8 protein-coding genes are annotated in these 14,521 nt (G+C 53.5%); 4 read left to right on the forward strand and 4 right to left on the reverse strand.

The genetic code is table 11. From position 1 onward, the window contains the following. Positions 1-288: 288 nt before the first annotated feature. The 3 genes from prfB to K7P01_RS05815 all read left to right on the forward strand — a co-directional run bounded on the left by prfB (position 289) and on the right by K7P01_RS05815 (position 3,287). Positions 289-1,387 (forward strand): peptide chain release factor 2 gene (gene prfB / locus K7P01_RS05805; RefSeq protein ID WP_267290812.1). Its coding sequence is split into 2 segments (ribosomal slippage): positions 289-348 and positions 350-1,387, totalling 1,098 coding nucleotides; the frame shifts between segments, so codons are not numbered across the junction. Next, positions 1,359-2,627, forward strand: coding sequence for an MFS transporter (locus K7P01_RS05810; RefSeq protein WP_267290814.1), 1,269 nt, complete (start codon positions 1,359-1,361; stop codon positions 2,625-2,627). The genes prfB and K7P01_RS05810 overlap by 29 nt, the downstream gene beginning before the upstream one ends. A gap of 6 nt (positions 2,628-2,633) precedes the next feature. Continuing rightward, on the forward strand, positions 2,634-3,287 hold the full coding sequence (locus K7P01_RS05815) for an HAD family hydrolase (protein ID WP_267290816.1): 654 nt from the start codon (positions 2,634-2,636) through the stop codon (positions 3,285-3,287). Between the two features lie 75 nt (positions 3,288-3,362). On the opposite strand, the gene K7P01_RS05820 is transcribed toward K7P01_RS05815, so the two are convergent. Both K7P01_RS05820 and K7P01_RS05825 read right to left on the reverse strand, forming a co-directional pair. After that, on the reverse strand, positions 3,363-4,955 hold the full coding sequence (locus K7P01_RS05820; RefSeq protein ID WP_267290818.1) for a hypothetical protein: 1,593 nt from the start codon (positions 4,953-4,955) through the stop codon (positions 3,363-3,365). Positions 4,956-5,449: 494 nt separating this feature from the next. Next, a complete protein-coding gene (locus tag K7P01_RS05825; RefSeq protein ID WP_267290820.1) occupies positions 5,450-7,834 on the reverse strand; it encodes a cellulase family glycosylhydrolase in 2,385 nt (794 codons plus the stop codon). Between the two features lie 730 nt (positions 7,835-8,564). On the opposite strand from K7P01_RS05825, the gene K7P01_RS05830 reads away from it, so the two are divergent. Then, the gene (locus K7P01_RS05830) at positions 8,565-9,752 is read left to right on the forward strand and encodes a hypothetical protein (protein WP_267290822.1); all 1,188 of its coding nucleotides are present in this window, start codon (positions 8,565-8,567) and stop codon (positions 9,750-9,752) included. 70 nt (positions 9,753-9,822) lie between these two features. Here K7P01_RS05830 and K7P01_RS05835 read toward each other — a convergent pair whose 3' ends face one another. Both K7P01_RS05835 and K7P01_RS05840 read right to left on the reverse strand, forming a co-directional pair. After that, entirely contained in the window at positions 9,823-12,162 is a 2,340-nt protein-coding gene (locus tag K7P01_RS05835; RefSeq protein WP_267290824.1) for a glycoside hydrolase family 3 N-terminal domain-containing protein, read from the reverse strand. A gap of 44 nt (positions 12,163-12,206) precedes the next feature. Further along, positions 12,207-14,492 carry a GH92 family glycosyl hydrolase gene (locus K7P01_RS05840; protein WP_267290825.1) on the reverse strand — a complete coding sequence of 762 codons (2,286 nt, stop codon included), beginning with the start codon at positions 14,490-14,492 and terminating at the stop codon, positions 12,207-12,209. Positions 14,493-14,521 lie beyond the last annotated feature (29 nt).

The raw sequence follows: 14,521 nt of genomic DNA on the forward strand, positions 1-14,521 counted from the left end.
GGTTTTCAATATTTTACTAAAAAATGTAACCCACTAAAACTCTATCGGCCGATAGGAGAAAATTACATACGCACGTTTTTACACAGAAGATGCTTTTGTGGCCGCCAACACGAGAATCAGCGTGAGTGTGAGAGCGAGCGCGGGCTGCTGGCGCTAGTCCGAGGCCCGCCCCGGGCCGACTTGTCGGGGCCGAGACCCTGCGCAACACACAAAACACTCCGCGTAGGCCACATCCCGAACTAACCGTTATATTTGCCCCCTTAATTATTAAAAACAAACTAGAATCTTATGACAACTGAACAGTTGAAAGATTTGAAGGCTCGTGTTAGCGCCTTGAGGAGGTATCTTTGACTACGATCGTAAGGCGCTCGAAGTAAAAGACGAAGAACTCATCACGCAACAGGCCGACTTCTGGAACAATCCCAAGCAGGCGGAAGTGATGTTAAAAAATATCCGCATCAAAAAGGTCTGGACCGATGCCTTCGAAAACGTGTCGAAGCTCATGGACGACCTGGAAGTGCTGCAGGAATTCCACCTGGCCGGCGACGTGGGCGAAGAAGAACTCGATCGCGAGTACGACAAAGCCGCCCGTGCCGTCGAAGAGCTGGAATTCAAAAAAATGCTGAGTAAGGAAGAAGACCAGCTCAGTGCCGTCGTCGAGATCAATCCCGGCGCCGGTGGTACCGAAAGTAACGATTGGGCCGACATGCTCAACCGTATGTATATCATGTGGGGCGAAAAGGCCGGCTATACCGTATCGCAGATCGACTACCAAAGCGGCGAAGTGGCCGGTATCAAATCTGCCACGCTCGAGATTGAAGGCCCCTTTGCCTATGGCAAGCTCAAGGCCGAGATCGGCGTACACCGCCTGGTGCGCATCTCACCTTACGACTCCAACCAGCGACGTCACACCTCGTTTGCTTCGGTTTTTGTTTACCCCAAGGTAGACGACTCGATCCAGATAGAAGTTAACCCGGCCGACGTCGAGATCCAGACATCACGCTCGGGTGGTGCCGGCGGTCAGAACGTTAACAAGGTAGAGACCAAAGTACAGCTCACGCACAAACCCTCGGGCATCGTGATCGTATGCCAGGTAGAACGCTCACAGCATGCCAACCGCGAACGCGCCATGCAGATGCTGAAGTCAAAGTTATACCAGGTGGAGATGGAGAAGCGCCACGCTGAACGCGACAAGATCGAAGCCGGCAAGATGAAGATCGACTTCGGCTCGCAGATCCGGAACTACGTGCTCCATCCCTATAAACTTGTGAAAGATGCCCGCACCGGCATGGAGCGTCACGACGCACAGAATGTACTCGACGGCGACCTCGATGATTTTATAAAAGCATTCCTTCTCGGTGCACAAGAAACCAGCGTTGAACAATAGTTCTTCCGCGGTCCCCGACCGCTCTTCTATTATTGAGCCTCCCGCCGCCGTCTCCACGCCGGAGTCGGCGGCAGGCCTGGGCACACCCCGGGTCTACACGCGCCAGTTCTGGCTGGTCTGCCTTAGCTCACTGCTATTTTTCTCCAGCTTCAACATGATCATCCCCGAGCTCCCCGCCTACCTCACGGAGCTGGGCGGCGCCGATTACAAAGGATTGATCATCTCGCTTTTCGCACTCACCGCCATGATCTCGCGCCCGTTCAGCGGTCGCCTGGCCGACACCCTCGGACGTGTTCCGGTCATGGTCGTCGGCTCGGTGGTCTGTTGTCTGTGCAGTCTGGTATATCCCGTACTTACTTCCATCGCGGGCTTTATGTTGCTGCGCCTCGTGCACGGCTTTTCCACAGGCTTCACGCCTACAGGGCAGACGGCCTATCTCTCCGATATTATTCCCGCGCACCGGCGTGGCGAAGCCATGGGTTTACTGGGCACGGCAGGTTCTGTCGGCTCGGCCGCAGGCCCTGCACTGGGCGGCACACTCGCCAATCACTTCGGGTTGAACGTGATGTTCTATTGCTCGTCCCTGTTTGCCATCCTCTCGATTATAATCCTGATGGGCATTCGCGACACCGTGGCTAAAAAGCATCGCTTCCACCCACGCCTGCTAAAGGTGCGCCGTGTTGATCTGTTTGAGCCGCGTGTGATTATGCCCGCGATTATTATGACGCTGGTGGCATATGCCTATGGAGCTGTCATTACATTACTCCCAGACTTAGCCGCGCAGTTTGAAATACGGAACAAAGGGCTGCTATTTTCGTATTTAACAGTAGCATCGCTGCTGGTTCGGTTGCTGGGGGGCAAAGCCTCCGACCGTTTTGGCCGCCGGCCCGTGTTGCGTGTATCAGCAACTTTTATCGCTATTGCTATGCTTATCATCGCCTTCGCCGACACACGCTACATGTTGGTGGTCGGTGTTGTGGTCTATGGTTTAGCCCAGGGCATCACTTCGCCTACCCTGCTGGCGTGGACATCCGACCTGGCGCATCCTACCCACCGCGGCCGGGGCATGGCCTCCCTGTATATATCGATGGAGCTGGGCATTTTGCTCGGAGCGTTGGCATCCGGGTGGCTATACGGCAACGAACCAGCCAACACGACGCTCACCTTTTGCGTATGCAGTGCCATAGCCGCCATGGCATGGATATTTATAAACTTTAATCGTACTCGAAAAAAACCGTAAAGAACTATGAAAGCATTCCTGTTTGACATGAACGGTACCATGATTGACGACATGCACTTTCACCTCGACATCTGGTACGATGTGCTGACAAACGACCTGGGCGCGGGGCTGACCCGCGAGGAAGTACGCAGCCACATGTATGGCAAGAACGATGAGCTGCTGGCACGTGTATTCGGCGTAGGCCGTTTTACCGCCGACGAAGTTGCCGCCATTTCCCAACGCAAAGAAGAAAAATACCAGGCCATCTATAAACCACACCTCACCCTGCTGCCCGGCCTCCACGACTTTCTCGAAAGCGCTCACCGCGCCAATATCCCCATGGCCATCGCCTCGGCGGCCATTCCCTTCAACATCGACTTTGTACTCGACAACCTGGACATCCGTAAATACTTTAAAGCGGTGGTCAGCGCACATGACGTGTTCGAAAGCAAACCCCACCCCGAAGTATTTGAAAAAGCGGCGTCGCTCCTCGGCGTCGAGCCGCTGTCGTGCATCGTCTTTGAAGATGCCCCCAAAGGTGTAGAGGCCGCGTTGCGTGCCGGCATGAAAAGCGTCGTCCTCACGACGATGCACAGCCAGGAGGAGTTCGCAGACCTCGGCAACATCATCACCTTCGCAAAAGATTATAAAGACCAGAACGTCATACGGCTCGTGGTGTAATAACGCAGCCCGTAGATTATTAAAAAGGCGTGGAAGCAATTGCCTCCACGCCTTTTTAATAGTATCGGTGCTGGATTAATCCAATACTACTTTTACCATCACGTCTTCTTTCTTCTTTTTATAGGCTTCGAACACCAGTGTGTTCAGCGCAGTGCCCAGCATGCGGCTCGGCCTGAATTGGTGCAGCGCCATGCCTTCTACGTCGCGGGTGTCCAGAATCTGTGTCTTCTTTACCTCGCCGGTCTTGTCGTTCAGCTTGTAGCACATCAGGAAGCCACCTGCACCGTCCATGTGGCGAGCCGGCAATTCGTCTTTCGGCAAATTAAGGTTCTTCTCGTTGTCCAGGAACAGGAAGTAGTGACTACCCGCACCCGACAGGTAGCGGTACGACATACCTCCCTGACCGGCAGTTCCTTGCTGACGCTTCGGAATCTTTTTCATCCAGGCCAATTTGCCCGAAGCATCCACCTTGGATACCAGCACATCGTTGTAGTGATAAACATAGTACGTCGTGGTCATGTTGCCCGAGCGTGAGTAGTGTACTGTGTAATAGTCTTGTTCACCTACCATCAGCACGCTGCCGTCGTCCTGTACGTTCACCTCTTTCAACACCATGTTGGTAGCTTCGGCCTCGTCGTCGTCTTCCTTCTTCTCGTTCTTACGACGGGTCTTGTTGCTGACATATTCGTTCAGAATCTCTACCGGGATCTCGATCGTTTTCATATCCGTCACGCGGCCGTCCGTGTTGAACTTAAACAGGATCATGCCGTCTACGCTGCTGGCCGCATTGCCTTTATTATAATACCCGGCACCGATCATCGGGCCTTGCGCCGTCTCATACAACCAGAAGCGCTGGATGAACTTGTCGGCCAGGTCTACTTTGCTCGAGGTGATCTTGCCGGTACCGGCAGCGATCTTCATGATCTCGATCTTGTAGTTAGGATTGTCCTCATTGTCTTTCTTATCGGTGGAGTCGTCATTGTAAACCCGGGCGACCATGTATACGTTGCCTGCGGCATCCACCGAGTAGTCAAGATTGTCCATTTTCTTTTCGGTATACGGCATCGTCACCTTGTTGCCCCACTTCTCTTTCAACGAGGGGTCGAACACGTGCATACCAATGATGTCGTAGCTCTTGCTGTCGCGTTTCTTTTCAGGCACCAGGCGGTACTGAATGATCAGCGCGCTGTTGTCATACGAAAAGAAGAAGCTGAACTTGTCGGCAGTGCCCACGCTCATAAAGCCGGTCTTTACCATCGTGCCGGCGATCTTGTCCGCCACAGTAATAATTTTCTTCGCCTCACCTTTAAAAGAACCCGCCGCAAAGTCGATCTCGCGGGCAAACAGTTGTTCTGTCTTGTCTTCCCACAACGAATAGAACACATAGTAACGATCCTTAAACTGCAGAACCGACTCCAGCATGAAGTCCTTCGGGAGGTCATCGTACGCGCGTACCTTCAGAAACTTCAGCGTCTTGGCGCTCATTTTCTGAATAATGATCTCTTTCTTGTCGACCTTCACGGTCATGATCTCACCGTTCTCAGTAAAGTAATATTTGCTTTGTGCATCAACCACGTCGTAGGGATCGCCGACGGTGATCTTCGCTTGCGAAAAGGCCGTAAAAGACCAAATGCTAAGTAGAAAAACGAATACGCGTAATCGTAACATGAGGGATAGTTGGTAAAAGGGTTAGATAAGCAGTGATTTAAAAAAATATAGTATACACGCCCGCCAAAAACGGATGGCGGACAAAAGTATAAAAAAGCCTCACAGCGCCGCCTAACGCCGCTCCCGACACCTAATGTCCACTCGTAGAGAGAACCCGAAAAATAATCGAAACCGTTGTCGATACAGCGATTCAGTCTGTTTTCTTACATCGATGTAACGGCGTCGATGTCAATGCCGTCCTACTAAAAGCCGGATCGGAAGATACTGGCGCATGCTGCACCGCGGAGAAAGCAGAAATTCAAGAATTGTTGCCTGTGATCTTACAGGAAACAAAGCAGATGCTAAAAACGACGCCGGCTTGGAAAACCACGCGTTGTATAAATCGGTGGGATAAGTAAAGAGTTGTAAAAAGCACAGGTCTTGCCCCGAAGCTTGCCGGCAGGCAAGCAGGCGGGACGAAGACCTGCGCCCGTAATCTAACCTCTATCAATAGTTTACGGTGCAACAACAATGCGTCGTACCCGCGTGCGGTTGCCCTCTTTCAGGGTTACCGTATAGATACCCGCCGGAAGATTTTTCACCAGCGTAGTTTCTTTTACTTCGCTGCTAAACACCGTGCTGCCATCGGCCACACTGCGAATCTCCACGTGCGACGGCTTACCCACCTTCAGGGTGATCTGACCCACCGAAGGATTCGGGTATACCGAAAGCTCTTGCTCGGTAGCCTGTATCTCTCCCGGTACGTGCGCCGCGGCCGCCAGACGGGCCACGCCCACAACGCCCCAGTTGAAAGACTCCCAACCCTGAATGGTCGGACGGGTACAGGTCATTGCCTGCTCGCCGTTCTCAGACGATACATACAAACCATTGTTGCCACGCAACGAGATGGTGTTGTCGGCATTGACAATCCAGTCAAAACGCTCCCAGTCGCTGATGGTCAGACGGCTGCACGTCATGGCCTGCACGCCATTTTCAGACGATACATATTTGCTCATGCTCCGCAGGGCAACTTTGCCATTGCCGGCGTCCTCGACAGTGAAGTTCTCCCACGCATCGGCTACAGGCCGTGTACACTGCATGGCTTGTGTGCCGTTTTCACCGCTCACGTATTGACCGTTAAAGCCACGCAGCCAGATGGTCTGCCCAATCGGTGCTGTAGGCGTCGGGTTGTTGGTGTCACCTACCACGCGGATCCAGTTCAGGTTAAAGCCCGCACCAGTTATTGCGAGTCCAAGCTCTTGTTGACCCGCCGGCAGCTGCACGGTGTGCGACAGTGTCTGCCAGGTTTGCCAGCCGCCCGTTGCCGGAATCGACAACGTACCATAGGTAGCACTACCACCAAAACGCTCCAGGCGCAGTGCGCCGCCGCCATTCAGGCTGGCCACGCGGTATTCGATGGTATACGTACCAGCAGCCGGTACGTTGATGCGGTACCCCAGCCAGTCCCCTACTTCGGTCCAGCCTACATATTGGCCACCGCCGGTGTCGGTTGTAACATCCACCTGAATACCCTGGGCGGCGCAGAAGCCTTCTGCCTGAAGCGTCGCGGGCACCGTTGTATAAGCACCGCTACACACCGTCGACAACGGCGTGCGACGCGGATCGACCGCGGCCAGCGGACCATTGTTGATAACCGTATTGGCAAACTTGATGTTGTTCAAAACGCCGCTCATGGCCGATACACCCGACGTCAGGTACGGTGGGCCGACGATGCGACGCAGCGCGGCGTTGGGGCCGGAGCTCGTGCGTTTATACGTCCAGTGCGCATAGCCAATGCCGTTGGCATTCAGCTTGTCTACGTTCTGACGCAGCCACTCGTCGCTGTCCTCACCGGTCTCTCCCACCCACACCGGCACGTTGTGACGCGTGCGAAACTCGACCAGGTTGATGAGGCGATTGATCTGGTTGGGATTGCCATCGCGAATATTGTCGTCGCCAGGCGGAATCCAGTACCGGTGCGCATTGTACACCAGGTTCGAGCGATTGGTGAACGTAAACGGCTCGAGGTAGTCGTAGTTGTTACCAAAACCATTGCCTTCGATCATGATCAAATGGGTATCACCCAGGCCACGGATCGAGTTGACAAGACGGTTTTTAAGCGCGTGGATCATTTGGTTCTGCGGCACGGCGTTCGGCTCGTTGATCAGATCCCAGAATGCTACCGTGTTGTTGTTGATGTAGCGGCTTACGATCTTCTCCCACAGACGCACGGTCATGTTTTGAAAGATCGCACGGTTCCACAGGTCGTTCTCCACCAACAAGTCGGCGATGTTTGCGTCTTTACCCTGGCCACCCGGCGCGGCGTGCAGGTCGACAATTACATACATACCACGGGCGGCGCACCAGTTGAGCGTGTTCTCCAACGTGCGGAAGCCTTCCAGGTTCGGATCGACAAACAGCTCGTTGTTGTTATACCAGGTCGTGAGAGAGTTCACATACGTCTGGTAGTTGCCGGGATTGCGGATTACGTTGTGGCGTACCGTACGCTGTGCCGGTGTCAGGAATAGATCATAGTGCATCGGCAACCGCACGCAGTTGAAACCCTGGTCAGCAATCCAGTTGATATCGGCCGGCGTGATGAAGTTGTCGCGCCACGCCTGGTAGAACGCTTCCACTTGCGCTTCACTCTGTCCCTGGTCGTACAGACGTTTTTTAAAGGACCCTTGGGTGCCGCCGCCTTCGGGGTTCATCATGTACCCTTCTTGTAAAAGCCAGCCGCCCAGGCCGACACCTTTCAGGATTACTTCTTGTCCCGCTTCGTTGACGATGCGGGTACCATCCGCCCGTAGGCGGCTTAGCTGCGCATTTGCCTGCGCCAGGCTCGTGAGTACCAGTAGTAGTAGCACCCACACGCGTTTTTGTAAAAACATGGCCATCATAGAATGTTTATTTTAATTTACGAGGCGAATATGACGCATCGTGGCAAGAAACCGTCCCGCTAATCTTTTAGCCGCCGCGACCGAACGGTGCTCCTGTGCGAGAAAGAAAAGTGTCAATATTGATATAGTATATACCGACCATCGCACCGGGTGATGATCAATCTTTTGGACTAATCGTTATATTTGCCGTTATAACGCTATACCTGGTGTACGCTTTTTCAATAAATCCGTTAAACGGAAGAAGCCTTCCGGAGAATCTATAGCAGTGGTAAAAAAAGACCGAGTAGTCGGTTATTTATACCGGATTAATCCGGTATACACGGGCAAAAAAGGCGATCCGGAATTTTCAGGGTATCGCCGCGGTTGAAAAGGCTTTAAGCTGTCCCTGCAGAGGAACCCGCATCCGGCGTCACTTTCAATCGCTTACTCGATATCCATTCGGTTCATCAGGCCGCTCTTAACTGTACGGCAACAGTATAGTAACTGCACGGCAACTTCCTTTATATTCAAGAGATAACCTACTGATATAGTACAAATCACCCACTCTATACCCAGACTTATAGAGGTCTGGGTCATCTTTTGCTTGTGAATACATTGTGCGTAAATTGTGTCTTCTTATTATTGGCAGTATATAGGAAGTAGCTATCTTGTTCGTAGAAGTATGGCCCAAAGTCGTTGCGACCCTGACGACGTTAGCTAGTTATTTCGTTAACCAACATACCCAAACAATATGGCATTCTTAGAAGAACTGCAATTCACCGGTAGTCTCGGTGACCTCTCTTTTTACCGCATGCGCGGTACAGACAAGATCGTGGTGCGGCGTAAAGGCGGCGCCTCAAAAGAGACGATCAAAAAATCACCAAAATTTGCCCTTCCACGACTGTACATGAGCGAATTTGGCGGCTGCTCCACCATGGGCAAAGAAGTCCGTTTTATGATGCACCCGATGCGCGCCCTGGCGGACTATAATTTCAGTGGGTTCATCAACAAATCGCTCAAACTTATTCAAAAACAAGACTCCACCAGCAAATTAGGCCAACGTGCGATCGAGCTTTCGAAACACCCCAAATTACTGGAAGGTTTTCAACTTAACAAATATACTACATTCGACTCCATGGTGCGTAGCACACTGAACTGGTCGATCGATGTGGAAAAAGGTTCTGCGAAAGTCGAGATCCCGGCCCTGGTACGCGATATCAATTTCTTTCCCAATAACCGCCATTCGAAGTTTAACATCACGATCTCCCTGGGCGTTGTACCGGATTTTAAGTTCAATCAGGCGACCGGCAAATTTACAGCGCCGAAGTGGTATGATACAATGTATGGATGTGATTATACCTCATCGGAGTGGCATTCGGCTTTAAAGGGCTCACCGGCCACTACGCTGGAGCTGTCGCTGGACCAGCTGCCGCCGGAAGGCGGGTATAGCCTGATGTTGGGAATTGGGATTTGTTTTGGGGATTCGCTGGATGATGGCGAGGTGAAACAGATCAAACGCGCCGGGGCGGCGAAGATTTTGGGGATTGTCACCGGCAAAGCACAGGACGCTGATCTTGCCATGGATGACACAATAAATGATAATGCTCAGGATGTTACGTCGGCAGACATACGCCCCGACCCTGTTGAGACCGCACCCCAACGAGCCACGACCTCGCAACGCCCAACCCTGCGTCATCTCCGGGTTACTCCTCCGCTAACGAGCGATCCGGGGCCAATACATCCGTTACGCGAAGAGACGCAACTTCCTGCGGTACAATCCTATATGTATCACTATGCGGTGACGGGTGTTACGTCCACAAATTTGAACGCGGGCATTACGTATTCGTACACGATAACGTCTGACGTTGGAGAATACCCATTGTACTCCGTCAACGCGGCAAAAGTGCTTGTGACGCCGGGGGCCGTAACCTCTGTATAAAAAAACCACTGTACGCTATGGCATACAGTGGTTTTGCACAAAGGACTTCGGCCCCGACAATCAATAGAAACTAGTTAGCAAACGCATGCGTTTTGCTCAGCTGGATTTTTGTTTTCAGCGTACCGATTGATACTTCGTAATCGCCGGCCTCTACGGTCCAGCGCAGGTCTTTATTGACAAATGCCAGGTCGCGGGCCTTTACGGTAAATGTTACCTTCTGGCTTTGGCCCGGGGTCAGCAGGATCTTGTCAAAACCACGCAGGCGTTTTACATCGGGCGTCATCGACGCATAGAGATCGGAAGTAAACAGTTGAATAACTTCTTTACCCGCGCGGGCGCCTGTATTCTTCACCGTAACAGAAACCGTAAACGACTCCTCCGGATTCAAAACAGCTTTGTCTACTTGCAGGTCGCTATACTCAAAGGTGGTATAGCTCAAGCCAAAGCCAAACGGGTATTGAATCGCGAAGTCCGACTCGTAGTCATACATGCCTTGCATCTTGTTCTGCTCTTCCGACGGTTTGTGGTCGTACGTCACCAGCGTGTTGGCGTACATGGGGTAGGTATAGGGCAGCTTGCCGCTGGGGTTTATTTCTCCGAAGAGAATGGCGGCCAATGCGTCTCCGCCAAAGTTGCCGGGCAGGTAGGTTTGCACCACGGCCTGAACATCCTTCTCAAAGGCGCTGATCAGCCGCGGGCGACCTTCGTTCAATACCAGGATCACCGGCTTGCCCGTCTTCACCAGGGCTTGGGCCAGCGCCACCTGGTTGGCGGAAAGCGACAGGTCGTGCAGGTCGCCGGGCTTTTCGGTATAGGAGTTTTCCCCCGCGCACAAGATCACGTAGTCGACACCCGCCGCCGCTTGTACCGCGGCGTCGATGTTAACATCTTTCTCTTGCCAATATTTGCCGTCATCTTTATAGGAAACACCTGGAACAAACTTCACGGCATCAGAGCCGGCTTTTTTCTGCAGCGCTTCGAGGATGGTGTTATACCGGTCGGCGAACTCACTTACCTTTTCGCCTTGCCAGGAGTACGACCAGCCGCCGTTCAGTGACCGCATCGAATTGGCGTTGGGGCCGGTCACCAGGAGCTTTGCGCCCTTCTTCAAGGGCAGGATGTTGTTGGTGTTCTTTAACAAGGTAATTGATTCGCCCGCGGCGTCATATGCACTTTGCTCAAAGGCCTTGCTACCGAACTCCGGGTAATTTTTGAACGATGTGACAGGCGTCTTAAACAAGTCGAGCTCAAATTTCAGCGTCAGGATGCGGCGTACCGCATCGTCTATACGCGTCATGGGCACTTGTCCTTCCTTGACGAGCTCAACCAGGTAGTCGCAGAAACGGAAGTTATAGGGAATCATCGACATATCGATGCCGGCGTTTATGGCCAGCTTTACAGCCTCTTTGGGAGTAGCCGCCACTTTATCGCGTTCGTGCAGGTTGTCGATATCTTTCCAGTCGGTCACCACCACACCTTTAAAGCCAAGCTCTTCCTTGAGCAGCTTCGTGAGGATGTCGTGGTTAGCGTGCACGGAAATACCGTTGATGATACCGGAGTTGATCATGATCGATTTGGCGCCGGCATCGATAGCCGCTTTAAACGACGGCAGGTGGCGTTCGCGCAGCTCTGTTTCAGGAATAAAGGCCGGCGTGCGGTCTTTACCCGACTGCGGCACCTGGTAGCCCAGGAAGTGTTTCAGGCAAGAGGCGACGCGGCGGCTACCCGCAACGTTGTTGTCTTCGCCTTCCAGGCCGTCGACCATCTCTTTGCCGAGGGCCGACACCAGGTATACATCCTCGCCGAAGGTCTCCCACAGACGGGGAAAGCGCGCGTCGCGGCCCATGTCCAGCACGGGTGCAAACGCCCACGGAATGGACGATGCCCGGGTTTCATAGGCACAGATCTCTGCACCCCGGCGCACCAGCGCACGGTTCCACATCGCGGCCTGGCCGATCTGCTGCGGGAAGAACGTGGCACCCGCGGTATAGGTCGCGCCGTGCACAGCATCGATGCCATACAGCAGGGGGATCTTCAACCGTGTTTCCTTCGTGGCTACATTTTGCAGCTGGCTGATGATTTCATACCACTTCTCCGGCGTACGCGCCCGGTTGTTGGCGGTGTTTAATACAGAGCCTACGTGATACTGCACCAGCGCCTTTTTCACCAGGGCGGGGTCGAGCTGTAGCGGCTCGTCGCTGACGTATTCATTCGGACCTTTGGTAATCACGTCCAGGGTGACTTGTGCCATCTGGCCGACTTTTTCCTCTAACGTCATCTTCGCCAGGAGTGCTTCTACCGTGTCCTGGATGGTGCGCGGTCGAACGGGGGCTTGTGCCTGGAACACAAACAAAAGCATCACCGAAAGGCCGGTGATGCTGAGCATTTTTCGCTTACTGTACAAATACATGTTGGGTGTTGATTGGGGATTGATCGGTTAATTAAAAAAACTACTTACTCTGCCGCAGGCCGCGTCGCTGTCATGGTAAACTCCAGCGTGCCGCCTTTGACAATATCTTCATGGGTTATAAACGGTGTGGTGAGTGCCTGGCCATTGAGGGTAATCCGGCTGGCGTATTTGTTGGCCGGGCCGTTGTTCACAGCACGGATGGTAAAGGGCTTGCCACCTTCGGGGCGCAGCGTTACTTCATCGAATAACGGACGCCCCAGGGTATAGCGCGGGTCACCCGGCGCAACCTGGTAAATGCCCATGGCGCTCATGACATACCAGGCCGACATCGCCCCGCAGTCTTCGTTGCCCGACAGGCCGTTTTCGTTATTGAAATATAGCGTGGTGAGGATTTTGTCCACCAGCTCCTGCGTCTTCCACGGTTGGCCTACGTAATTATAGAAGTAGGTAATGTGGTGGCTTGGCTCATTGCCGTGCGCATACTGGCCGATAAGGCCGGAAATATCATCCGACTTATGTTCACCTTCAATCTCCGACGTGATCGAGAACAGGCTGTCCAGTTTTTTAATAAAAAGCTCCTTGCCGCCCTGCAGCGCAACCAGTCCCTCGACATCGTGGGGTACAAACCACGACCACTGCCACGCATTGCCTTCTACATATTCACTCTTGCCGTGGTGGGAGAACCGCGGGCTAAACGGTTTCTTCCAGGACTTGTCGGAATTCACACCGCGCATGAAGCCGGTGCTTTTGTCGAAATATTTCGCATAGCGTTTACCGCGCTCCGTATATTTTTCATAATCGGCTGTTTTGCCCAGCGCTTTGGCCATTTGAGCAATACACCAGTCGTTGTACGCATACTCCAACGCCTTGGCCACCGACTCGTTCTCTTTGTCACACGGTATAAAGCCGAGTGTCTCGTTGTAATATTTTGCCAGCGGCATGACCGCCCGTTGCACGTCCTTGCCGGGGAAGAAGACACCCGTGGTGTCATACGTCGAGGCTTGTACAATGGCCGCATAGGCCTTCTCGGCGTCGAAGTTGCGATAGCCTTTCATGTAGGCATCGACGATTACCGGCACCGCGTGGTAGCCGATCATCGTACCTGTCTCGTTCGACGACAGTTCCCACATGGCCAGCGTACCGCTCTCGTCGTACTTCTGTAACAGGGCGCGAACCCAGGCCTCGTTGCGTGGACCATTCACGAGGGTCATCAACGGATGGAATGCACGGAAGGTATCCCACAGTGAAAAGACAGTGTGGTCTTCCTGGCCCGCAGGGGCCTGGTGAAGCTTCCGGTCCATGCCGCGGTAACGGCCGTCGACGTCGGTGTATAGGTTGGGGCTAATGGCGGTGTGGTACAGTGCCGTATAAAAGATCTTGCGTTGATCGTTGGTGCCGCCTTTTATGTCAATGCGGTTGAGCCACTCCTCCCATTGCTGACGGGCGTTGTCTTTCACCGCGTCGAAGTTCCAGTCGGCAATTTCTTTCATCACGTTGTTCTTCGCACCCTCGTAGTCCACGGCGGAGATTCCCACCTTGACGAGCAGCGGCTTGCCGGCAAGCTTATTAAAGTGCAGCAGAGCTTTGATAGCCTTCGTGGGAAGGTCATCTATCCCACCGGGCGGCAGCGGCTCCGTAATGATTTCTATCTCGAAGGGCTCCGAAAAGACAGCATGAAAATATACACGCTGCTCTTTCGCCCAGCCGCGGGTGATCTTGACGCCGCGCAGCTCGTGGTCGTTGACCTTGATGAGGCGGTTCATAAGATTTTGTTGTGTTTGCAGGTGATGGCTGAGGTCAAGCATTACGCCCGGTATGCTGTCGGCGGGAAAAGTATAGCGGTGCATGCCGGCATGGGCGGTGGCTGTCAATTCGGCTTTCACCCCATAGTCAGCCAGTTGCACCGTATAGTACCCGGGGGTCGCGCTTTCGGAGCCGGCGGTCTTAAATGACCGGTAGCCCGGCTTCGTCGCATCGCCTTGCTCCAGCAGATAGTCGTAGTCTCCCGTAACAGGTTGGAAGAGTATATCGCCGTAGTCGCCAATGCCCGTGCCGCTCAGGTGCGTATGCGAGAAACCCAGGATCACACTGTCCGAAGCATGATAGCCGGAGCAGGCATCCCACCCTTGCAGACGCGTGTCGGGGCTGAGCTGCACCATGCCATACGGCACCGTGGCCCCGGGAAAAGTATGTCCATGACCGCCCGTGCCAATGAACGGGTTGACCAGGTCGGTCTTTTGCACGGCGGAAGGTGACGGCGGTGTGTCCTTTGTACTGCAAGCAGACAAGACCGCGGCGCACGCAAACATTGCTACGATTCTTCTATACATGGCTATTGTAATTTATAGAATTAAAAAAA

This window comes from Parachryseolinea silvisoli, assembly GCF_021190955.1.
Classification (GTDB): domain Bacteria; phylum Bacteroidota; class Bacteroidia; order Cytophagales; family Cyclobacteriaceae; genus Ohtaekwangia; species Ohtaekwangia silvisoli.

Coding starts and splice junctions, on each gene's coding strand:
- K7P01_RS05825 (WP_267290820.1), bottom strand. CDS start 7,834: ATGATGGCCATGTTTTTACAAAAACGCGTGTGGGTGCTACTACTACTG.
- K7P01_RS05820 (WP_267290818.1), bottom strand. CDS start 4,955: ATGTTACGATTACGCGTATTCGTTTTTCTACTTAGCATTTGGTCTTTT.
- K7P01_RS05830 (WP_267290822.1), top strand. CDS start 8,565: ATGGCATTCTTAGAAGAACTGCAATTCACCGGTAGTCTCGGTGACCTC.
- K7P01_RS05815 (WP_267290816.1), top strand. CDS start 2,634: ATGAAAGCATTCCTGTTTGACATGAACGGTACCATGATTGACGACATG.
- K7P01_RS05840 (WP_267290825.1), bottom strand. CDS start 14,492: ATGTATAGAAGAATCGTAGCAATGTTTGCGTGCGCCGCGGTCTTGTCT.
- K7P01_RS05835 (WP_267290824.1), bottom strand. CDS start 12,162: ATGTATTTGTACAGTAAGCGAAAAATGCTCAGCATCACCGGCCTTTCG.